The sequence below is a fragment of the Streptomyces sp. NPDC036813 genome, from assembly GCF_055609245.1.
Genome location: NZ_JBVJPV010000004.1, coordinates 111,748 through 131,614 on the forward strand (window position 1 = coordinate 111,748; position 19,867 = coordinate 131,614).

Annotated in this window: 18 protein-coding genes and 1 riboswitch; of the genes, 13 read left to right on the plus strand and 5 right to left on the minus strand. The window is 72.7% G+C overall.

Annotated elements, in window-relative coordinates:
• Window positions 1-209: 209 nt before the first annotated feature.
• Together trpD and ACZ67Q_RS10530 are read left to right on the plus strand one after the other, a co-directional pair.
• On the plus strand, window positions 210-1,274 hold the full coding sequence (gene trpD / locus ACZ67Q_RS10525; RefSeq protein ID WP_471179206.1) for an anthranilate phosphoribosyltransferase: 1,065 nt from the start codon (window positions 210-212) through the stop codon (window positions 1,272-1,274).
• Window positions 1,275-1,349: 75 nt separating this feature from the next.
• A riboswitch (SAM riboswitch) is annotated at window positions 1,350-1,466 on the plus strand.
• Between the two features lie 140 nt (window positions 1,467-1,606).
• Window positions 1,607-2,983, plus strand: coding sequence for an aminotransferase class V-fold PLP-dependent enzyme (locus ACZ67Q_RS10530; RefSeq protein WP_471179208.1), 1,377 nt, complete (start codon window positions 1,607-1,609; stop codon window positions 2,981-2,983).
• Between the two features lie 36 nt (window positions 2,984-3,019).
• Here ACZ67Q_RS10530 and ACZ67Q_RS10535 read toward each other — a convergent pair whose 3' ends face one another.
• Both ACZ67Q_RS10535 and ACZ67Q_RS10540 read right to left on the minus strand, forming a co-directional pair.
• Window positions 3,020-3,301 (minus strand): Lrp/AsnC family transcriptional regulator, encoded by a 282-nt coding sequence (locus ACZ67Q_RS10535; protein ID WP_361632674.1) that lies wholly within the window; start codon window positions 3,299-3,301, stop codon window positions 3,020-3,022.
• Complete coding sequence (locus ACZ67Q_RS10540) at window positions 3,298-4,092, minus strand: rhomboid family intramembrane serine protease (RefSeq protein ID WP_471179210.1); 795 nt, start codon at window positions 4,090-4,092, stop codon at window positions 3,298-3,300. Before ACZ67Q_RS10540 ends, ACZ67Q_RS10535 begins: the two co-directional genes overlap by 4 nt.
• Window positions 4,093-4,248: 156 nt before the next feature.
• Here ACZ67Q_RS10540 and ACZ67Q_RS10545 point away from each other — a divergent pair, with 156 nt between their 5' ends.
• The 5 genes from ACZ67Q_RS10545 (at window position 4,249) to ACZ67Q_RS10565 (ending at window position 9,655) form a co-directional block, all read left to right on the plus strand.
• The gene (locus ACZ67Q_RS10545) at window positions 4,249-4,488 is read left to right on the plus strand and encodes a hypothetical protein (RefSeq protein ID WP_361632678.1); all 240 of its coding nucleotides are present in this window, start codon (window positions 4,249-4,251) and stop codon (window positions 4,486-4,488) included.
• 55 nt (window positions 4,489-4,543) lie between these two features.
• A complete protein-coding gene (locus ACZ67Q_RS10550) occupies window positions 4,544-5,887 on the plus strand; it encodes an NYN domain-containing protein (protein ID WP_471179214.1) in 1,344 nt (447 codons plus the stop codon).
• 210 nt (window positions 5,888-6,097) lie between these two features.
• Window positions 6,098-7,132 carry a C40 family peptidase gene (locus ACZ67Q_RS10555; protein WP_471180088.1) on the plus strand — a complete coding sequence of 345 codons (1,035 nt, stop codon included), beginning with the start codon at window positions 6,098-6,100 and terminating at the stop codon, window positions 7,130-7,132.
• A 274-nt stretch (window positions 7,133-7,406) separates the two neighbouring features.
• A complete protein-coding gene (locus tag ACZ67Q_RS10560) occupies window positions 7,407-8,432 on the plus strand; it encodes a C40 family peptidase (protein ID WP_471179216.1) in 1,026 nt (341 codons plus the stop codon).
• Window positions 8,433-8,488: 56 nt separating this feature from the next.
• Window positions 8,489-9,655: a hypothetical protein gene (locus ACZ67Q_RS10565; protein WP_471179219.1), complete on the plus strand. Its 1,167-nt coding sequence runs from the start codon at window positions 8,489-8,491 to the stop codon at window positions 9,653-9,655.
• Window positions 9,656-9,920: 265 nt separating this feature from the next.
• Here the strand turns inward: ACZ67Q_RS10565 and ACZ67Q_RS10570 are convergent, their stop codons facing one another.
• On the minus strand, window positions 9,921-10,451 hold the full coding sequence (locus tag ACZ67Q_RS10570; protein ID WP_471179221.1) for a PadR family transcriptional regulator: 531 nt from the start codon (window positions 10,449-10,451) through the stop codon (window positions 9,921-9,923).
• A gap of 90 nt (window positions 10,452-10,541) precedes the next feature.
• Here ACZ67Q_RS10570 and ACZ67Q_RS10575 point away from each other — a divergent pair, with 90 nt between their 5' ends.
• Window positions 10,542-11,864, plus strand: a complete 1,323-nt coding sequence (locus ACZ67Q_RS10575) for an MATE family efflux transporter (RefSeq protein ID WP_471179223.1) — start codon at window positions 10,542-10,544, stop codon at window positions 11,862-11,864.
• Between the two features lie 13 nt (window positions 11,865-11,877).
• Here the strand turns inward: ACZ67Q_RS10575 and ACZ67Q_RS10580 are convergent, their stop codons facing one another.
• Window positions 11,878-13,122, minus strand: coding sequence for a glycosyltransferase 87 family protein (locus tag ACZ67Q_RS10580; RefSeq protein WP_471179226.1), 1,245 nt, complete (start codon window positions 13,120-13,122; stop codon window positions 11,878-11,880).
• 96 nt (window positions 13,123-13,218) lie between these two features.
• On the opposite strand from ACZ67Q_RS10580, the gene ACZ67Q_RS10585 reads away from it, so the two are divergent.
• Entirely contained in the window at window positions 13,219-14,361 is a 1,143-nt protein-coding gene (locus ACZ67Q_RS10585; protein WP_471179228.1) for a glycosyltransferase family 4 protein, read from the plus strand.
• A gap of 66 nt (window positions 14,362-14,427) precedes the next feature.
• Here ACZ67Q_RS10585 and ACZ67Q_RS10590 read toward each other — a convergent pair whose 3' ends face one another.
• Window positions 14,428-16,224, minus strand: a complete 1,797-nt coding sequence (locus ACZ67Q_RS10590; RefSeq protein WP_471179230.1) for an AMP-dependent synthetase/ligase — start codon at window positions 16,222-16,224, stop codon at window positions 14,428-14,430.
• Between the two features lie 317 nt (window positions 16,225-16,541).
• On the opposite strand from ACZ67Q_RS10590, the gene ACZ67Q_RS10595 reads away from it, so the two are divergent.
• The 4 genes from ACZ67Q_RS10595 to ACZ67Q_RS10610 all read left to right on the plus strand — a co-directional run bounded on the left by ACZ67Q_RS10595 (window position 16,542) and on the right by ACZ67Q_RS10610 (window position 19,774).
• On the plus strand, window positions 16,542-17,339 hold the full coding sequence (locus ACZ67Q_RS10595) for a metallophosphoesterase family protein (RefSeq protein ID WP_471179232.1): 798 nt from the start codon (window positions 16,542-16,544) through the stop codon (window positions 17,337-17,339).
• A 93-nt stretch (window positions 17,340-17,432) separates the two neighbouring features.
• On the plus strand, window positions 17,433-17,873 hold the full coding sequence (locus ACZ67Q_RS10600; protein ID WP_471179234.1) for an SRPBCC family protein: 441 nt from the start codon (window positions 17,433-17,435) through the stop codon (window positions 17,871-17,873).
• Window positions 17,874-18,052: 179 nt separating this feature from the next.
• Window positions 18,053-19,225: an ArsA family ATPase gene (locus tag ACZ67Q_RS10605; RefSeq protein WP_471179237.1), complete on the plus strand. Its 1,173-nt coding sequence runs from the start codon at window positions 18,053-18,055 to the stop codon at window positions 19,223-19,225.
• Window positions 19,226-19,282: 57 nt separating this feature from the next.
• Window positions 19,283-19,774 carry a DUF5304 domain-containing protein gene (locus ACZ67Q_RS10610; RefSeq protein ID WP_471179239.1) on the plus strand — a complete coding sequence of 164 codons (492 nt, stop codon included), beginning with the start codon at window positions 19,283-19,285 and terminating at the stop codon, window positions 19,772-19,774.
• Window positions 19,775-19,867: the final 93 nt, after the last annotated feature.

Genomic DNA, 19,867 nt, shown 5'->3' on the forward strand with positions numbered 1-19,867 from the left:
AGGTGCCGGGCCGGGACAGAGGGGCCTGGCCGGGACAGAGGGGGCGGTGACGTAGTGGGGTCGGCCGTGGGTTCGCAGCGAAGGGGGCGACGGCCGTTTTGCGCCCGTGGTGCAGGCCCCGTCCGGGGTTCGGACGGGGCCCTTCGCCGTGGCCGGGGCTGGATAGGGTGGAGGTGTCATTCGATGTGTGAGACGACCAGGAGCGGCTGATGAGCGCTGTGACCCCCGCTGGAGGCGACACCGCGGCGGGCCGTTCCTGGCCCCGCGTGCTGAACGGCCTGCTGGAGGGCCGTGACCAGAGCGCCGAGGACACCGCCTGGGCGATGGACCAGATCATGCGCGGCGAGGCCACCGACGCGCAGATCGCCGGATTCGCGGTCGCGCTGCGGGCCAAGGGCGAGACGGTCGAGGAGATCACCGGTCTCGTCCGGGCGATGTACGACCACGCCAACGTCATCGAGGTGCCCGGTCCGACCGTCGACATCGTCGGCACCGGCGGCGACGGCGCGAAGACGGTGAACATCTCCACGATGTCCTCGATCGTCGTGGCCGGCACGGGCGCGAAGGTCGTCAAGCACGGCAACCGTGCCGCGTCCTCGGCCTCCGGCGCCTCGGACGTGCTGGAGAAGCTCGGCGTCAATCTCAACCTGCCGCTGCACCGGGTGCCCCAGGTGGCCGAGGAGGCGGGCATCACCTTCTGCTTCGCGGTGAAGTTCCACCCGGCGCTGCGTCATGTGGCCGCCGCCCGCGGCCAGTTGGGCATCCGCACCACCTTCAACGTGCTGGGTCCGCTGACCAACCCGGCGAAGGTGCGGGCGCAGGCCGTCGGCGTCGCCGACGCGAAGATGGCGCCCATCGTGGCCGGCGTCTTCGCGGAGCGCGGCAACTCCTCCCTGGTCTTCCGGGGCGACGACGGCCTGGACGAGCTGACGATCACCGCCACGTCCCGGGTCTGGATCGTCCGCGACGGCAAGGTCACCGAGGAGACCTTCGACCCGCGGGAGGTCGGCATCGACCTTGCCCCCGTGGAGGCCCTGCGCGGCGCCGACGCGTCCTACAACGCCGAGGTGGCCCGGCGCCTGCTGGACGGCGAGCAGGGCCCCGTCCGGGACGCCGTCGTGCTCAACTCGGCGGCCGCGCTGGTCGCCCTGGCGCCGACCGACGCACCCCTGACGGAACAGATCCGCACCGCCATGGCGAAGGCGGCCCACTCCATCGACTCCGGGTCGGCCAAGCGCACGCTGGAGCGCTGGGTGGCGGCCAGCAACTCCTAGCGTCGACTGAGACGCGTCCCGCGATCCGGACTCGGGTTGCGGGACGCCGATCACTTCCGTTACGTTCCTTGACCAGGTCATGAGTGACAGTCATGAGGCCCCGGCCGACTGTCCGGCAACCCTCCGTCCGTGGCGGGGTGCCCCGGGTGAAGACCAGGCCGCAGTCAGCAAGGTCTGCGGCAAGCGCGGACCCCTCGCGAACCCAGGGGTCCTGGTCGTCGAGGAGTCTTCCGTGAGCAAGCGAATGCGATAGGGCCGCCGAGCCCCGCCTCCGCACACCCTTCTTCGTATCTTTCCCGCGCCTTCTCGCGCGTCCTCACGGGAGTTCCGCCATGTCTGTCTCCACCGCTGCCTCCGACCGTTCCGTTTGTGCCCCGCTGCCCGTTCTGGGCCGGGATGTCACCGTCCCGCTCGTCACCGGCGGCGAGGTCACCTACGCCGCCCTCGACTACGCCGCCAGCGCCCCCGCCCTGCAGCGGGTCTGGGACGACGTGGCCGCGTACGCGCCGTACTACGGCAGCGTGCACCGCGGTGCCGGCTACCTCTCCCAGCTGTCCACCGACCTGTTCGAGAACGCCCGGAACACGGTCGCGGAGTTCCTCGGCTGCCGCGAGGGCGACCAGGTCGTCTTCACCCGCTCCACCACGGACTCGCTCAACCTGCTGGCCCGGGCGATCCCGGCCGACTGCCAGGTCTTCGTCTTCGAGACCGAGCACCACGCCTCGCTGCTGCCCTGGCAGCACGCCAAGGTCACCTACCTCAACGCCCCGCGCACCCCGCAGCAGGCCGTCGAGACCCTGGAGCGCGCCCTCGCCGGCCGCACCGAGTCGATCGAAGGGGGCCACGGCCCGGCCCTGGTCTGCGTCACCGGTGCCTCCAACGTCACCGGCGAGCTGTGGCCGGTGCGCGAGCTGGCGGCCGCCGCGCACGCCCACGGTGCGCGGATCGTCCTGGACGCCGCCCAGCTGGCGCCGCACCACCCGGTGAGCGTGCGCGACCTCGACGTCGACTGGGTCGCCTTCTCCGGCCACAAGCTGTACGCCCCCTTCGGCTCCGGCGTCCTCGCCGGGCGCGCCGACTGGCTCCAGGCCGCCGACCCCTACCTCGCGGGCGGCGGTGCCAGCCGCAAGGTCGCCCGGCGCGAGGACGGGGGAGTGGACGTGGAGTGGCACGACAGCGCCGCCCGTCATGAGGCCGGCTCCCCGAACGTGATCGGCGCCTACTCCATCGCCTCCGCCTGCAAGGCGCTGACCGAGGCCGGCTGGGACACCCTGGTCGCGCGCGAGCAGCACCTGATCGCCACGGTCCGCGAGGGCCTGGCCGACGTGCCGGAGGTGCGGATCCTCTCCCTCTTCGGCGACGACGCCCCCCGGGTCGGTGTGATCTCGTTCGTCGTCGAGGGCTGGAACAGCTCCCACTTCGCCGCGGCCCTGTCCGCCGAGTACGGCATCGGCGTCCGCGACGGCCTCTTCTGCGCCCACCCCTTGGTGCGCACCCTGCTCGGCAGCGACCCCCAGACCCAGGGCGAGTGCGGCGCCCCCGAGGCGGCCCCCGGCGAGAAGTCCCTCAACGCCATCCGTGTGAGCTTCGGCGCGGGCACGCCCGACGAGCACGTCGAGCGCTTCGTCACGGCGGTGCGGGAACTGGTCACCCAGGGCGCCCAGTGGACGTACCGGACGGAGGACGGCCGCTGCGTGCCGGCGGTCTGAGGTGCCGTAGCGCCCGGTGAGGCGGTGTGCGCCCGGTCAGGAGTCCAGACCGATGGCGAACGCCGCCTCCAGGTCGTGCTGGGAGTACGTGCGAAAAGCGACGTGCGTGTCCGTGCCCTCCACGCCGGGGATCTTGCTGATCCGCCCCGGAATGACCTCCGCGAGGTCCTCGTGCCGGCGCACCCGCACCATGGCGATCAGGTCGTACGTGCCCGTCACGGAGAACACCTCGCTCACCGATTCCAGCGAAGCGATCTGCTCGGCGATCTCGGGGATCCGGTCCACGCTGGTCTTGATGAGGACGATCGCGGTGATCACGGCTGGTTCTCTCCCTCGGGGGCCGGAGCAGGGGCGGCTTTCACTCTAGTCGCCCGCCCGTCGCCCACCACCGCCCCTCCCGGGCCCCGCTTCGCGCCCCTGTCCTTCCGGAAGAGGACCCACGCGACCAGGAAGCCCAGCCCGAACCCGATCAGATGGGCCAGGTACGCCACCCCCGGGCCCTGGGTGGCCCGCCCCGCCGCCAGCCATTGCAGCGCCGCCCAGAACGGCAGGACGACCCACGCCGGGAAGCGCAGCGGCACAAAGAACAGGAACGGCAGGAGACTGGTCACCCGGGCGCGGGGAAAGAGGGAGAGAAACGCGCCGAGGACCGCCGAGATCGCCCCCGAGGCGCCGACGAGCGACTGCTCGGATGCGGCGTGTGCGGCGGCGTATCCCAGCAGGGCCAGACAGCCGCAGCCGACGTAGAACACGACGAACCGGCCGCGGCCCATCCGTTCCTCGGTCATCGCTCCGAAGACGTAGAGGAAGAGCATGTTGCCGAGCAGATGCACCCAGCTGCCGTGCACGAACAGGGCGGTCACGGGCGTCAGGGCCGCTCGCGGGGAGCCCCGGAGGAGTTCGGCCGGGACCACGCCCCAGCGCCGGAACCAGGCCCGCTGGGCGGTGAGCAGCTCGTCACCGTGGCCGTAGGCCGGGTTCACACCCGCCGCCGGCCCCAGCAGGAAGATCAGGCAGCACGCGGCGATCAGTGCGTACGTCACCGGGGCCGAGGTGCGCCGGAGGGTCCTGGTCGCCTTGCCGACCGCGGTCGTCCAGTTGCCGATCATGTCTACAGAGCATGACGTAACGGGACGCATCGGACGAGGCCGCCTCGCCGCCGTGGACGGACCAGCGGCGAGTCACCGCCAGGCCGTAGGGTTACGAGCCACACGCACCGGGGAGCCCGGTGCGTCACCGACACTGGAAGAAAGCGAACAGTCACGATGACGGTTCCCCTGCCGACCGCCACGACGCGGTGGCGCTGCACGCTCTGCGGCAACCTCACCCGCTTCGACGTGACCCGCTCGTCGAAGGTCGTCGAGTACGTGCACCTCGATCTCGCGGGCGAGCCCAAGGTCGAGGAGCGCGAGGTGCTCAGTGAGACCATCGAGTCGGTGCGCTGCCGCTGGTGCAACGCCGTGGACCAGGTGGAGCTCGTGGACCGGCCCGCGGCCGAGGCCTGAGCAGAGCGCCCCTCACGGCCGACAGGGAAACGTACGACAGGTACAGGAGTGACGGATGGTGGAGACCGCAGGCGGGGGGCCGGGCGACGGCGCCGCTGAGGTGCTCGACCGTCCGCTGCCCGACGGCGTGCGCCGCAAAGTCGTCCAGATCGTCGCGGACGGCTTCGGCGGACTGACCGTCGGCGAACTGCCCGCACAGCTTCGGCAGTACGCGCGGTTCGCGCCGAACCGGCGGGCCAAGTTCGCCGGGAACGCGATGGCGGCCGCGCTGGAGACGGATCCGCTGTTCCGGCAGCGGATCGGCGAGAAGTTCAGAGAAGCGCAGCCGGAACTGGCCGGCGCCCTGGACTCCGGCTCGCCGCCCCCGGCCGCGGACCCGCTCGACGTGGCGGCCGCGGCCTATGTTCTGCGGCCGGCGGGCTGGGTCAAGCTGGTCACGGCGGCCGGCGAGGAGGCGCAGCGCGCCCACGCCGAGCGCGCCGACGAGGAGAGCCGCGCCGAGCTGGAGCGGCTGCGCGAGCTGCTCGCGCAGACGAAGGAGCACACCCGGGCCGAGACCGAGCGGCTGCGCGCGGAGCTGGACCAGGCCAAGAAGGAAGCGGAATCGCTTCACCGTAAGCTGCGCGCCGCCCTCAGCGACGTCAAGCGCGGTGCGGCGGCCGTGCGCAAGGTGCAGGCCGAGATGGAGACCGTACGCGCCGAGGGGCAGGCGCAGGTGTCCGCGGCGGAGAGCGAGTCACGGCGCCTGAAGGCGCGCCTCAGCGAGGCGGAGGCCGCCCTGGAGGCGACCCGCCGCGCGGCGCGCGAGGGCCGCAGCGTCGAGGACATGCGGGTCCGGCTGCTGCTGGACACCCTGCTGGACGCCACTCAGGGGCTGCGGCGGGAACTCGCCCTGCCGCCGGTGTCCGTGCGCCCGGCCGAGACCGTGGACGCCGTCGAGCCGGGGCGGATGACGCCGAAGGACATCGCGGCGCGCGCCCTGTCCGAGAACGACCCGGCGATCCTCGACCAGTTGCTCGCCCTGCCGCAGGCACACCTGGTCGTCGACGGCTACAACGTCACGAAGACCGGCTATCCCCAGATGCCGCTGGAGAAGCAGCGTCTGAGGCTCCTCGGGCAGCTGTCCGCACTCGCCGCGCAGACCGGCGCCGAGGTCACCTGTGTCTTCGACGGGGCCGAGCTGGTGGCGCCGGTGCTGCTGGCGCCGCCGCGCGGGGTGCGGGTGCTGTTCTCCAAGCCGGGCGTGACGGCGGACGAGCTGATCCGTCAGCTGGTGCGCGCCGAGCCGCCCGGCCGTCCGGTCATCGTCGCCTCCACCGACCGTGAGGTGGCCGACGGCGTCGCGCGGGCCGGTGCCCGGCCGGTGGCTTCTGCGGTACTCCTCAAGCGACTGTCCTAGAAGGTGAACGCACGGCCTCAATGCCCGAATTGAGGCTCCTGGCGCTCCACGGACGGTCAATCCGGTGTCACCCCTGGTGAGTTGTGTGCAAAGAATGCATGGCGGGGCCGGATTTTTTGCTGTGAGGATTTGAATGATCACAAGAAGGTCACTAGGGTCTGCCATCGAACCTCCGAACGGGTGATCACTCACAAGAAGGAGTTCGCCTCCGTGGCGTCCCACCGTCGACCCAAGCAGCCGAGCCGTGCACGTGTGACCGTGCTGACCACCGCAGCCGCCGCTGCCGTCGCCATCAGCGCTCAGGCGGCCAGCGCGGCGCCCAGCGAGAAGCCGAGCAAGGACGAGGTCAAGGCCAAGGTCGACAAGCTCTACGAGGAGGCCGAGCAGGCCACCGAGAAGTACAACGGCGCCAAGGAGAAGCAGGAGAGACTCCAGAAGGACATCTCCACCATCCAGGACAACGTGGCGCGCGGCCAGGAGGAGCTCAACGAACTGCGGGACGGCATAGGCCAGGCGGCCGCCGCCCAGTACCGCAGCGGCAGCATCGACTCCTCCGTCCAGCTGTTCCTCTCCGCCGACCCGGACGACTACCTCGACAAGGCCTCCACGCTCGACCAGTTGAGCGGCCAGCAGGTCGAGGCGCTGAAGAAGATCCAGGAGAAGCAGCGTCAGCTCGCCCAGGAGCGCTCCGAGGCCGCCGCGAAGCTCAAGGACCTCTCCACCACCCGCACCGAGCTGGGCAAGAAGAAGAAGGAAGTCCAGGGCAAGCTCGCCGAGGCGCAGAAGCTGCTCAACTCCCTGACCGCCGCCGAGAAGGCCGCCATGGCCGCCGAGGACGCCCGCGCCAGCCGCTCCGCGAGCAGCCGCGTCGACCTCGGCAACTCCAAGGCCGCCTCCGGCCGCGCCGCCGCCGCCTTCTCCGCCGCCCAGTCCAAGCTCGGCTCGCCGTACGTCTACGGCGCCTCCGGCCCGTCCTCCTTCGACTGCTCGGGCCTGACCTCCTGGGCCTACGCCCAGGCCGGCGTCTCCATTCCCCGCACCTCCCAGGCCCAGGCGAACGCCGGCACGCGCATCTACTCCATGAGCGACCTCCAGGTGGGCGACCTGGTGCTCTTCTACGGCGACCTGCACCACGTCGGCCTGTACGCGGGCAACGGCCAGGTGCTGCACGCCCCGCGCACCGGCACCGTCGTGCGCTACGAGTCGATCAACAACATGCCGTTCCAGTTCGGCGTGCGGATCTGACCCTGGCGTCACCCGCCGGGACACCTCGGACTCGACAAGATCAACACGTCGTGCCGCCCGAACGGGCGAATCGTGGCGACGGGAAATGACCCCACGCCCCGCCGATGACCTGCGTCAGCGGCGGGGCGTCACCGTGTGTGGCCGCGGCGGTCTTTGGCCGCCGGCCCGTGGCGGGGCTACTGTCTGCCGCGTTTCCCCCGGCCTTCGCCGTTCACGGTGTACCCGGTGCCGCGGGGAGCAGTCCTGTTCCCCAGTGGAAGGAGCGCGGCCTCCCGTGGGTTCCCATCGCCGTCGCCTCGCGCACTCCGGGTTCGACCGGGGCGCGTGCGCCGCCCTCAGTGTGCTGTCCGTCGCGGCCGCCGCCCTCGGCGCCGTACCGGCCGGTTCCGCCGTGGCCGCGCCGCAGGGCGACGCCCGGGCCGAGGTCGACCGCCTCTACGAGGAGGCCGAGAAGGCCACCGAGGCGTACAACAAGGCCGACGAGCGCACCGACACGCTGCGCCGGCAGGTGGGCGACAGCCAGGATCTGATCGCCCGTCAGCAGGAGAAGGTCAACGCCCTGCGGGACACGCTGGGTTCGCTGGCCGGCGCCCAGTACCGCTCCGGCGGCATGGACCCGGCCGTGGCGCTGCTGTTCTCCGCCGACCCCGACGACTACCTGGACAAGGCCTCCGTGCTCGACCGGATCACCGCCCATCAGGCGGGCCAACTGCACGAGCTGCAGGGCGCCCTGCGCGAACTCGCCCAGGAACGCGCCGAGGCGACCCGGCAGCTGGCCGAACTCGAGCGCAGCCGCGCCGCCGTCGCCCGGCACAAGAAGACCGTCGAGCACAAGCTCGCCAAGGCGCGCCGGCTGCTCAACTCCCTGCCGGACGCCGAACGCGCGTCCTACGAGCGCACCTCGCGCTCCGGCCGCACCGACCTGGCCGACCTCGGCGGCGCCGTGCCGGCCTCGGGGCGGGCCGCCGCCGCGGTCGCCGCCGCCCGCGCGGCCCTCGGCAGGCCGTACGTGTGGGGCGCCAACGGACCCTCCGGGTTCGACTGCTCGGGTCTGATGCAGTGGGCGTACGGGCGGGCCGGGGTGCACCTGCCGCGCACCTCGCAGGAACAGCGCTTCGCCGGCCGGCAGGTGCCGCTCTCCCAGGCCCGCCCCGGCGACCTCGTCGTCTACCGCTCCGACGCCAGCCACGTCGGGATGTACGTCGGGAACGGCCGCGTCATCCACGCCCCTTATCCGGGCGCCCCGGTGCGCTACGACCCGGTCGGCATGATGCCGATCTCGTCGGTGACCAGGGTCTGACCGGGCCCTGTCCCCGTACCCTCGGGAAGGTGGCTGGTCGAGGGCGTGCGTCGGGGATGTCGGTTCTCGTCTCGGTGTGCCTGCTGCTCGTGTCCCTCGTGGGGTGCGGCGCGCGGCCCGGCGCCGGCGGTGTGCAAGCCGACGTGCAGCGTCTGCTCGACCGGCGGGCGCAGGCGGTGCTGGACCACGACGCGCGGGCCTACCGCACCACGGGGACGCGGGCCGGGTTCGCCGAGGTGGGCGCGGTGCCGCTCACCTCGTGGTCGTACCGGGTCACCGGGGTGCGGCGCAGCGGTGACACCGCGACCGCGGACGCCGAGCTGCGCTACCGGGTGCGCGGGTACGACCAGGCGCCGGTGACGGCGGGGCGCACGCTCACGCTCACCCGTTCCCCGGACGGCCGCTGGTCGGTCACCGCCGACCGGCCCGCGCCGAAGTCCGCCGACCAGCTCTGGGACCAGGGCACGGTACGGGTCGTGCGCGGACGGCACAGCCTCGTGCTGGGCGTCGGTCAGTCCGACGGGCAGCTGCGCGCCTTCGTCGCGCTCGCCGACCGGGCGGTGCCCGCGGTGACCGACGCCTGGGGGACGAGCTGGCCCCGCCGGGTGGTGGTGCTGGTGCCCAGGTCGCTGGACGGGATGGCGCGGCTGCTCGGCTCGCCCGCCTCCTCCTACCGCGGCATCGCAGCCGTCACCACCGGTGAGACCGGGGCGCCGGCCAAGGCGGCCGCCGACCGGGTCATCGTCAACCCCGACGCCTACGGCATGCTGGGCTCGCTCGGCCGCCAGGTGGTCCTCACGCACGAGACCACGCACGTCGCCACCCGGCGAGCCACCGACGCAGCTACGCCGCTGTGGCTGTCGGAGGGGTTCGCCGACTGGGTCGGCTACCGCGGCAGCGGACGCACCGCCGCGCAGGCAGCGCCGGAACTCCAGCGGGCCGTGGCCGACGGCGAGGTGCCGGCCGCGCTGCCGAGCGACCAGGACTTCGGCTTCGCCGGGGACGCCGGGCGGCTGGCGCGGGCGTACGAGAGCGGCTGGCTGGCCTGCCGGATGATCGCCGAGCGGTGGGACGAGGCGCGGCTGCGCGCGTTCTACCGCGCGGTGGGCGAGCACCGGGAGCGGGCCGGGGCCGTGGAGGAAGCGATGCGGACGACGCTCGGCGTGACCCTGCCGGACTTCACCGCACAGTGGCGTGACTATCTGCGGGTCCAGCTGGGCTGAGGACTGGCGGCGGGGCGGCCGGGCGACCGGGCTGAGGACCGGCGGCGGGGGTGGTCGGCCTGCGGACTGTCCGCGGGTGCGGCCGGCCTGGGGACTGTCCGCGGGTCCAGCTGTGCCGAGGGCTGGCGGCGGGTTCGGCCGGCCTGCGGACCGTCTGTAGGTGCGGCCTGCCCGGGGACGGTCTGCGGGTCCAGCTGTGCCGAGGACTGGCGCTTCGGCCGGCCCAGGGACCCGCGGGTGCGGCCGGGCTGAGGGCGGCGTCCGCTCAGCCGGGTCGCTCCAGCTCGTCGATCGCCTCCCTCAGCCAGGCCCGCTCCGCCTCGCCGGTCGCCCGGGCCACCCTCAGCATCCCCTGGCGGAACAGATCGCCGGCCTCCTCCGCGCGCACCGGGCTGCCGTCGCGGTAGAAGAAGCTCGCGGGGGTCTCGAGGAACTCCAGGCGGCGGCGCAGAACGGCCGCCTGCTCCCCGCGGTCCGGCAGATGGCGCAGGAACGCCAGGACCACGTTGAAGCGGACCTGGTCGGTGATCTCCACCTGCTTCGGCCGCCGCAGGCGCTCCAGCAGGTCCGCTCGGCCGGCCTCGGTGAGGGAGAGCACCCGGCGGGGGGCCGCGCTCGCACCCTCCTCGGTGTGCTGGCCGAGCTTGCCCGCGCCGACCAGGCGGGTGATCGCCGGGTACAGCGCGCCGTCGCTCACCGGGCGGACATGGCCTTGAAGCGCCTTGATGCGCTCCTTCAGCTCGTAGCCGTGCAACGGCTCCTCGGCGAGGAAGCCCAGGATCGACAGCTCCAGCACGAATCCTCCTTGCGGGTGGTCTCCCCGTCATGGTACCTCTGGTCGAGTTACCTCGATTCGAGGTAGCCAGGCGCTGTCGAGGGGGACGTCATGGACACACATCGCAGGCAACTGATCGCACTCGCCCACCCGGTCTACTTCTCCCTGCTGGCCTCCGTCGCCGCCGGGATCATCAACACGGTCTGGGTCTCCCGGCTCGGCGGACCCGCCGTGGCCGCCGTGGCCGTGGCCACCAACACGGAGAACGTGCTGCTCGGGGTGGCCCTCGTCTTCGCCTCCGGGACGACCGTGCTGGTCGCGCACGCCCGAGGGGCGCGGGATCCGGGGGCGGTGCGCTCGGCCGTACGGGGCGGGTGGGCGCTGTTCGGGGTCGTCACCCCGGTGGTCGTGGCGGGCGGGTTCCTGCTGCGCGAACCGCTGGCCCGGCTGGTGCTCGGCGGCGGGGACGGAGCCGCGGTCCCGCTCGCCACGGCGTACTTCGCCATCTCCCTGCCGGGCGTCGCCGTCTTCTACGCGCAGCAGCTGCTCGACGCCGTCCTCAAGGGCACCGGCGACACCCGCACCCCGATGCGCCTCGCCCTGCTCGCAGGCGGCCTGATCCTGGTCGCCGACCCGCTCTTCATCCACGTCTACGGCGTCCGGGGCGCTGCCGCTTCCACCGTCGCGTGCCGCTGCGTCGCCCTCGCCGCGGGATTCCTCGCCCTGCGCCGCAACGCCCTGCTGCGCGCGGCCGGTTCGGCGGCGGCCGCCGAACCGGTCCCGGCCGCCCTGCGGCGGACCCTGGTCACCGGGCTGCCGATGTCCGCCGACTTCACCGTGCGGCAGACCGGCGCGCTCGTCCTCGTCGCGATCGTGGCACGGACCGGGGTGACCGCGGTGGCCGCCTACGCCATCGCCTACAAGGTCATGTACGTGGCGACCATGGCCTTCTACTCGGTCCGGCAGGCCGCCTCCATCCACACCGCGCACACCCGCGGCGAGGGCCGCGACGCGCGGCGGGCGATCGGCCGGCAGGCCGTGCTGGTCTCCGGGGCGGTGGGCCTCGCCGCCTCCGCGCTGCTCGCCCTCGCGGCCCCCTGGATCATGGCCGCCTTCGGTGCCGGGCCCGCGGTGGCCCACGACGGTGTGCTCTTCCTGCGCTGCGTCGGCCCCTACCTGCTGCTGATGGCCTGCTTCATCGCGCTCGGCGGGGTCTTCGAGGGCAGCGGCGGAGCGCCCGCTCTGCTGCGGGTCACCCTCGCCGGTACGGCCGTCCAGCTGCCGCTCGCCCTGGCGCTGGCCGGGCTCGGGCTGCCGGGGGTGTGTCTGGCGCTCGCGCTCGCGATGGCCGTGCAGTGCGCGGCGGTGGCGCTGCTGCTGCGGCGCTCCCCGGCGCCGGACGAGGAGAAGGTCTCCCTGGTGCGGGCCGCCTGAGGGCCGGCCTGGTTCAGGAGGCCACCGGCGTCTTGTCCGGGTCGGCCGTCCGGGCGGGGACCGTCTTGCGCGGCGCCGGCGGCACCGTCGAGCGCCACAGCATCACGGCGGCGGTGACGGTGGCGGCGACCAGCAGGCCGTTGCGGGCGAACAGCAGCGTCATGCCGAGGTTGTCGCTCGCGACCACATTGCCGAAGTGGACCGGGAACTCCAGCACCGTGAACAGGGTCGCCGCCAGCACGAGCGCCGCCGGCCACCGCATCCGCGTCGAGCGGAAGCACAGGCACACCGCCGCCAGACCGACCAGCCACACCAGGTACTGCGGGCTGATCACCCGGCTCGTCGTGGTGAACAGCAGCACGGCGGTGAACGCCGCGTCCGCCAGGGAGTGCGGCGAGAACTCGGACGCCAGCACCCGCCACAGCAGCAGCCAGGCGAACACGGCCCCGGTCAGCGCCAGCGCCGCCGTGCTGACGACCTGGACATACGGGCCGAGGAACTCCACCGAGCCGTAGTTCAGCAGCACCTGCCCGTCCCAGCCGAAGTGCCGGGCCACATGGAAGACCATCGAGCCGAGGGACTCCACCTCCGTGCCCCGGTCCCGCTGGGCGGTGAGGAAGGCGAAGGCGCCGGGCATCCAGAGCGCGAAACCGGCCGCCAGCACCGCCGCGGTCACCGCGGCCGTCGTCCAGGCCCGTCGCCTGGCCGCGCCCCACGCGCCGACCAGGAGCAGCGCCGGCCAGACCTTCAGCATCGCCCCGAAGGCGGCCAGCGCCCCCATCAGCCGCGGCCGGCGGACACCGGCGAGCAGCGCGGCCACGGCCACCGCGGTCACCATCACGTCGTAGCGGGCGTACACCGTCGGGCCCAGCAGCGGGACGCCGACCACCCACATCCACGGGCCCCACAGCGACTTGCCGGGGCGCAGGCCCGCGTACACGAGCAGCGCGAACGCCACCAGGTCGGCGAGGAAGGCGAGGACGAAGAAGGCGTGCGCGAAGCCGAGGAAGGGCAGCGCGGCGGGGGAGAGGATCGCCAGCGCGGCCGCCGGCGGGTACTGCCAGGTGACGTCCTGCTGCGGGAACGTTCCGCCACGCAGGACGTCGTACCAGCCCTGGTAGATCACCCACACGTCGCTGGTGACGTCCGGCCCGGGGAAGACGTACACCCGGAAGACGAACAGGAGCAGCAACAGCCGGGTCAGAGCCCACACGGCGAGCAGTCCGGTCAGGGACCACCTGGTGGCCGTCGTCTTCACGTGATCCCCGTCCGTTCGAATACCTGCCTGAAGGACATGATGGCGTGCCCGGCTGTGTGCCTGCCACATTCGACGGCTCTTGTAAGGTCGGCGGCGATGCACAAGACCCTGATCGTGACGAACGACTTCCCGCCCCGGCCGGGCGGCATCCAGGCCTTCCTGCACAACATGGCCCTCCGGCTGGATCCCGAGCGGGTCGTCGTCTACGCCTCCACGTGGAAGCGCGGCCGGGAGGGCGCCGAGGCGACCGCGGCCTTCGACGCCGAGCAGCCCTTCACCGTCGTACGCGACGCGACGACGATGCTGCTGCCGACGCCCCGGGTGACCCGGCGGGCGGTGGGACTGCTGCGTGAGCACGGGTGCACGTCGGTGTGGTTCGGGGCGGCCGCTCCGCTCGGGCTGATGGCGCCGGCGCTGCGCAGGGCGGGCGCGCGGCGGCTGGTCGCCACCACTCATGGGCACGAGGCCGGCTGGGCCCAGCTGCCCGCCGCACGGCAACTGCTGCGCCGGATCGGCGAGAGCACCGACACGATCACCTACCTCGGCGAGTACACGCGCTCGCGGATCGCCGGTGCGCTGACCCCCGAGGCGGCCGCGCGGATGGTGCAACTGCCGCCCGGTGTCGACGAGAAGACCTTCCATCCCACCTCCGGGGGCGACCAGGTGCGCGCCCGGCTCGGGCTCACCGACCGGCCCGTCGTCGTGTGCGTCTCCCGGCTCGTGCCGCGCAAGGGGCAGGACACGCTCATCCAGGCCATGCCGCGCATCCTGGCCGCCGAGCCGGACGCGGTGCTGCTCGTCGTCGGCGGCGGACCGTACGAGAAGGACCTGCGCCGCCTCGCCGCCGAGACGGGTGTCGCCGGCTCGGTGCGCTTCACCGGTGCCGTGCCCTGGTCGGACCTGCCCGCTCACTTCGGTGCCGGGGACGTGTTCGCCATGCCGTGCCGGACGCGGCGCGGCGGGCTCGACGTCGAGGGCCTCGGGATCGTCTACCTGGAGGCCTCCGCGACCGGACTGCCCGTCGTCGCGGGCGACTCCGGCGGGGCGCCCGACGCGGTCCTCGACGGCGAGACCGGCTGGGTCGTGCGCGGCGGCTCCCCGCAAGAGGCCGCCGAGCGCATCGTCGCCCTCCTCGGCGACGCGGAACTGCGCCGCCGGATGGGCGAGCGGGGCCGCCGGTGGGTCGAGGAGAAGTGGCGCTGGGACCTGCTGGCGGAGCACCTCGAGGAGTTGCTGTAGGCCCCTGGTGACGCCGATGGCGCGGTCCCTCGTGAGAAGGAGCCGCGCCGTTCGTCGTCGTAGGGCCTACTTCGCGTAGATCGCCTCGATCTCGTCCGCGTAGTCCTTCGCCACCACGTTCCGCTTCAGCTTCAGCGACGGGGTCAGATGGCCCGACTCCTCGCTGAACTGGTGGGAGAGGATGCGGAACTTGCGCACGGACTCGGCCTTCGACACCGCCGCGTTGCCGTCGTCGACCGCCGACTGGATCGCCGCCAGCAGGTCCGCGTCGTCCCGCAGCGACGCCACCGTGGCGCCGGCCGGCTTGCCGTGCTCCGCGGCCCAGCGGCCGAGGAACTCCTCGTCGATGGTGACCAGCGCGCCGACGAACGGCCGTCCGTCGCCCACCACCATGCACTCCGCGACCAGCGCGTGCGCCCGGATCCGGTCCTCGATCACGGCCGGCGCGACGTTCTTGCCGCCCGCCGTGACGATGATCTCCTTCTTCCGGCCGGTGATGCGCAGGTAGCCGTCCTCGTCGAGGGTGCCGATGTCCCCGGTGTGGAACCAGCCGTCGGCCAGCGCCTCGCCGGTAGCGCCCGGGTTGTTCCAGTACTCCTTGAACAGGTGCTCGCCGTGCAGCAGCACCTCGCCGTCGTCGGCGATGCGGACCACCGAGCCGGGCAGCGGCTGGCCGACCGTGCCGATCTTCTGCCGGTCCCACGGGTTGAACGCGGTCGCCGCACAGGACTCGGTCAGGCCGTAGCCCTCCAGCACCGTGAAGCCGATACCGCGGAAGAAGTGGCCGAGGCGCTCGCCGAGCGGGGCGCCGCCGGAGATGGCGTACTCGCCACGGCCGCCGAGGACCGCGCGCAGCTTGCTGTAGACGAGCTTGTCGAAGACCTTGTGCTTGATCTTCAGGCCGAGGGACGGGCCCGTGGGGGTGTCCAGCGCCTTGCTGAAGGCGATCGCGGTGTCCGCGGCCTTGTCGAAGATCGCGCCCTTGCCGTCGGCCTGCGCCTTGGCGCGCGCGGAGTTGTACACCTTCTCGAACACGCGCGGCACGCCGAGGATCAGCGTCGGGCGGAAGGCGGCCAGCTCGTCGGTGAGGTTCTTGATGTCCGGGACACAGCCCAGCTTGATCGGCGCCATCATCGGCGCGACCTGCACCAGCCGCCCGAAGACGTGCGCGAGCGGGAGGAACAGCAGCACCGAGCACTCACCGGTACGGAACAGGGGGCGCAGCCGCTCGACGACGTTGCCGCACTCGGCGAAGAAGCTGCGGTGGGTGAGCACACAACCCTTGGGGCGGCCGGTGGTGCCGGAGGTGTAGACGATCGTCGCCGGGTCGTCGGCCTTGGCGAGCGAGCTGCGCTCCTCGACCGTCTCGTCGGAGACGTCCAGGCCGGCCCGGCCCAGCTCCTCGAGGGCGCCGGCCTCGATCTGCCAGACGTGCTTGAGCGCGGGCAGGTGCTCGCGCACCGACTCCACGGCGGCGGTGTGGCTGTCCAGCTCGGTGACGCAGGCGGTGGCGCCCGAGTCCGACAGGATCCACTGCACCTGCTCCGGAGAGCTGGTCTCGTACACGGGCACGGTGATCGCGCCCGCGCTCCAGATCGCGAAGTCGAGCAGTGTCCACTCGTAACGGGTGCGGGACATCAGGCCGACCCGGTCGCCCGGCTGCACACCGGAGGCGATCAGGCCCTTGGCGGCGGCGTGGACCTCGGCCAGGAACGCCGTGGCCGTCACGTCCTGCCAGGCCCCTGCGACCTTACGGGCGATGACGGCGACGTCCGGGTGCAGCGCGGCGTTTCTGCGGACGATGTCGGTCAGATTGCCGTCCGCAGGGACCTCGTACAAAGCCGGAAGGCTGAACTCGCGCAAGACTGCTGCTCCTCATAGGGCGCCGGCGCCACGACGTTGTGTGATGCGACGGTCCGGTCCAAGGCTCGGTCAGGTGCTCGGGAGGACGCCAGGAGGATGGGGAGCCCACTGGTTGAAATCCTGAGCACGACTGGACTGCCCGGACGTTACCCGCCGGTATGGCTTCTTCGACAGGGGGTCCCGGCGAGATGTTCGCTGCGTCACACAGATTGGTGTTCCTTCGCGCACAGTAGTCCACGGCTTTCCTGACTAGCCAGTAACCGCAGGCCGGGCTGCCACTGTTCACAGGTGCATCGCTGCGCCTACGCTTGATCGCCATGTCATCCACACCGGCCCGCGGGCGCAGGACACGTGTTCATGTGGTCAGTGACGTGCACGGCAACGCCCGGGACCTGGCCCGCGCAGGCGACGGCGCCGACGCCCTGGTCTGCCTGGGTGATCTCGTCCTCTTCCTCGACTACGCCGACCACTCCCGCGGCATCTTCCCCGACCTGTTCGGGACCGAGAACGCCGACCGTCTCGTCGCACTGCGCACCGCCCGCCGCTTCAAGGAGGCCGGCGAACTCGGCGCCCGGCTGTGGGCGGGCATCGAGGGCGATCGCGCCACGGTGATCGAACAGGCGGTGCGGCGGCAGTACGCGGAGCTGTTCGCGGCGTTCCCCACGCCGACGTACGCCACGTACGGCAACGTCGACATGCCGGCGCTGTGGAAGGAGTACGCCGGCTCCGGCACCACGGTCCTCGACGGCGAGCGCGTCGAGATCGGCGGCTGGACCTTCGGCTTCGTCGGCGGCGGCCTGCGCACGCCGATGCGCACGCCGTACGAGATCTCCGACGAGGAGTACGCGGCGAAGATCGAGGCGGTCGGCGAGGTCGACGTCCTGTGCACGCACATCCCGCCGGAGGTACCGGAGCTCGTCTACGACACCGTCGCGCGCCGCTTCGAGCGCGGCAGCCGTGCCCTGCTGGAGGCGATCCGGCGCACCCGGCCGCGGTACGCGCTGTTCGGGCACGTGCACCAGCCGCTGGTGAAGCGGATGCGGATCGGCGCCACCGAGTGCGTGAACGTCGGGCACTTCGCGGGGACGGGCAAGCCGTGGGCGCTCGAGTGGTGACCGGCGGTGAAGGCGGCTGGTCGCGGGCGCGGTAGCCTTCACACCGCACCTGTTACCTCTCTCAACCGGCCCGCATCTGGAGGAGCCACGGCGATGGCGGAACACACCAGCTCGAGCATCGTGATCGAGGCGGCACCGGCCGACGTCATGGCGGTCATCGCCGACTTCGCCCGCTATCCCGACTGGACCGGTGAGGTGAAGGAGGCGGAGGTCCTCAAGACCGACGAGGCGGGCCGCGCGCAGCAGGTGCGGCTCGTGATGGACGCGGGCGCGATCAAGGACGACCAGACGCTGGCGTACACCTGGACCGGGGGCGACGAGGTCTCCTGGACGCTGGTGAAGTCGCAGATGCTGCGGTCGCTGGACGGCTCGTACCTGCTGAAACCGGTGGGCACGGGGTCGACCGAGGTCACCTACTCCCTCACCGTGGACGTCAAGATCCCCATGCTCGGCATGATCAAGCGCAAGGCCGAGAAGGTCATCATCGACCGGGCCCTGGCGGGACTGAAGAAGCGGGTCGAGTCGGGTCGGTAGGTCACCGACGCAGCCGCGGGCAGCTGGGGCGGCTGGGGTGGGCGGTGGGGTCCCCCCTGCTCGAAGAGCTTGGGGAGGCACCCCGCAAGCGCCGGGCCGCACGTCCCGCCCCCGGCCGGCCGCAACGCCGCGTCACCGCCGAACGGGCCGTAAGGCAACGTCCACTACCGTTCACCCTCATGCGCACCCTCCTGATCACGGGCCCCGGCGGCAGTGGCCGTACGACCATCGCGGCCGCCACCGCACTCGCCGCCGCCCGGCAGGGCACCCGCACCCTCGTCCTCGGTGCCGACCGCACCGACACCCTCGGCGCCGCCCTCGGCACGGCCACCGGACCGACCCCCACCCGGGTCACCGAGAACCTCACCGCCTGGCGTCCCGACGCCACCGCGGGATTCCGCGACGACCTCACCGGCTTCCAGAACCGCGCCGGACACGTCCTCGACCTGCTCGGCGCCTCCCGCCTCGACCCCGAAGAGGTCACCCCGCTGCCCGGCGCCGAGGAACTCACCCTGCTGCGCGCGCTGCGCGACGCCGCCCTCGCCGAGACCCACGACCTCCTCGTCGTCGACCTGCCGGCCACGCCGCAGGCCCTCGCCCTGCTCTCCCTCCCCGAGGAGCTGCGCCGCTACCTTCGCCGCATGCTCCCGCCGGAGCGGCAGGCCGCCCGCGCGCTGCGCCCGGTCCTCGGCCGCCTGGCCGGCGTCCCCATGCCGTCCGACTGGCTGTACGACACCGCCGGCCGCTGGGACACCGAGCTGGCGGCGGTGGAGGCCGTCCTCGCCGACCGGCACACCTCCGTACGCCTGGTCGCCGAACCCGGCCCCGCCGGCAGCGACGCGCTGCGCACCGCCACCCTGGGGCTCGCGCTGCGCGCCCTGCCCGTGGAGTCGGCGGTCGCCAACCGCGTCCTGCCGGAGGACGCCTCCGGCCCCTGGCTCGCCGGTCCCCTCGCCCAGCAGCGCAAGGCCCTGGGGGAGTGGCGGGAGACGCACGGCCCGGTGCACGAGGTCGGCCACCTCGGCCGTGACCCGCGCGGCGCCGACGACCTCGCCGCCCTCGCCGTACCCGGCGTCGATCCGGCGCCCGCCCCCGTCGAGTGGCCCCTCACCGACCGCATCGCCGACGACGGCGTCCTCGTCTGGCACGTCCCCCTGCCCGGCGCCGTACGCGAGGAACTCGACCTCGTGCGGCGTGGCGACGAACTCGTCGTCACCGCGGGTTCCTTCCGCCGTATCGTCACGCTGCCCTCGGCCCTGCGCCGCTGCACCGTCGACGGCGCCGCCCTGCGCGACGGCGAGCTGTGCGTCCGGTTCGCTCCCGACCCCGCACTGTGGCCCCGCGAGCGGTGAACCGGTTACCGCCGTTCGGGTAACGTCGTAAGGACCAGCCGTAGTCAGGAGTGCGTCATGAGCGAAGAGCGCCCCCCGTCCGGTGCCGGTGAGCAGGGACACGCCGGCGAGGAGTTCCGCGCCACCGACGCCGACGCCTGGGCCACCGCGTGTGCCGAGGATCTGGCGGCGGAGAAGGCCCGCCGCCGCACACAGCACGGCCCGCCTCCCGGCTCGGCCGCCGAGGAGCTGAAGAAGCTGGTCGACTCGGTCGCCGAGAAGCTCGCCGGCATCCAGTCACCGCTGCTCGGCTCGGTCGCCGGGCCGGCCGCCCAGCAGGTGGTGCGGCAGGTCGTGGAGCAGGCCAAGGCCGCCGTCGAGCCGGTCATCGAACGCAACCCGGACGTCTTCGACCACCTCGCCGCGGCCGGCAGCGAGCTGCTCGCCGCCTACCGCTCGGCCGTCCAGGCCCAGGAGAAGCGCTGGACGGCAGGCGCGAGCGACCTGGACGAGGACCTGCGGGGGCGCGGCGACGACGACGGCCCCGGCCAGCGCATCGACCTCGACTAGCCCCCCCCGCGTCGGCGCCGGGTCCACCGGGCGGACGACGGCGACCCGAGGGCAAACGCCTCGGGTACCGTTGGCCGTAGCGGGGCTCGACCG

Coding starts and splice junctions, on each gene's coding strand:
- trpD (WP_471179206.1), top strand. CDS start 210: ATGAGCGCTGTGACCCCCGCTGGAGGCGACACCGCGGCGGGCCGTTCC.
- ACZ67Q_RS10530 (WP_471179208.1), top strand. CDS start 1,607: ATGTCTGTCTCCACCGCTGCCTCCGACCGTTCCGTTTGTGCCCCGCTG.
- ACZ67Q_RS10540 (WP_471179210.1), bottom strand. CDS start 4,092: ATGATCGGCAACTGGACGACCGCGGTCGGCAAGGCGACCAGGACCCTC.
- ACZ67Q_RS10545 (WP_361632678.1), top strand. CDS start 4,249: ATGACGGTTCCCCTGCCGACCGCCACGACGCGGTGGCGCTGCACGCTC.
- ACZ67Q_RS10550 (WP_471179214.1), top strand. CDS start 4,544: ATGGTGGAGACCGCAGGCGGGGGGCCGGGCGACGGCGCCGCTGAGGTG.
- ACZ67Q_RS10565 (WP_471179219.1), top strand. CDS start 8,489: ATGTCGGTTCTCGTCTCGGTGTGCCTGCTGCTCGTGTCCCTCGTGGGG.
- ACZ67Q_RS10575 (WP_471179223.1), top strand. CDS start 10,542: ATGGACACACATCGCAGGCAACTGATCGCACTCGCCCACCCGGTCTAC.
- ACZ67Q_RS10585 (WP_471179228.1), top strand. CDS start 13,219: ATGCACAAGACCCTGATCGTGACGAACGACTTCCCGCCCCGGCCGGGC.
- ACZ67Q_RS10595 (WP_471179232.1), top strand. CDS start 16,542: ATGTCATCCACACCGGCCCGCGGGCGCAGGACACGTGTTCATGTGGTC.
- ACZ67Q_RS10600 (WP_471179234.1), top strand. CDS start 17,433: ATGGCGGAACACACCAGCTCGAGCATCGTGATCGAGGCGGCACCGGCC.
- ACZ67Q_RS10605 (WP_471179237.1), top strand. CDS start 18,053: ATGCGCACCCTCCTGATCACGGGCCCCGGCGGCAGTGGCCGTACGACC.
- ACZ67Q_RS10610 (WP_471179239.1), top strand. CDS start 19,283: ATGAGCGAAGAGCGCCCCCCGTCCGGTGCCGGTGAGCAGGGACACGCC.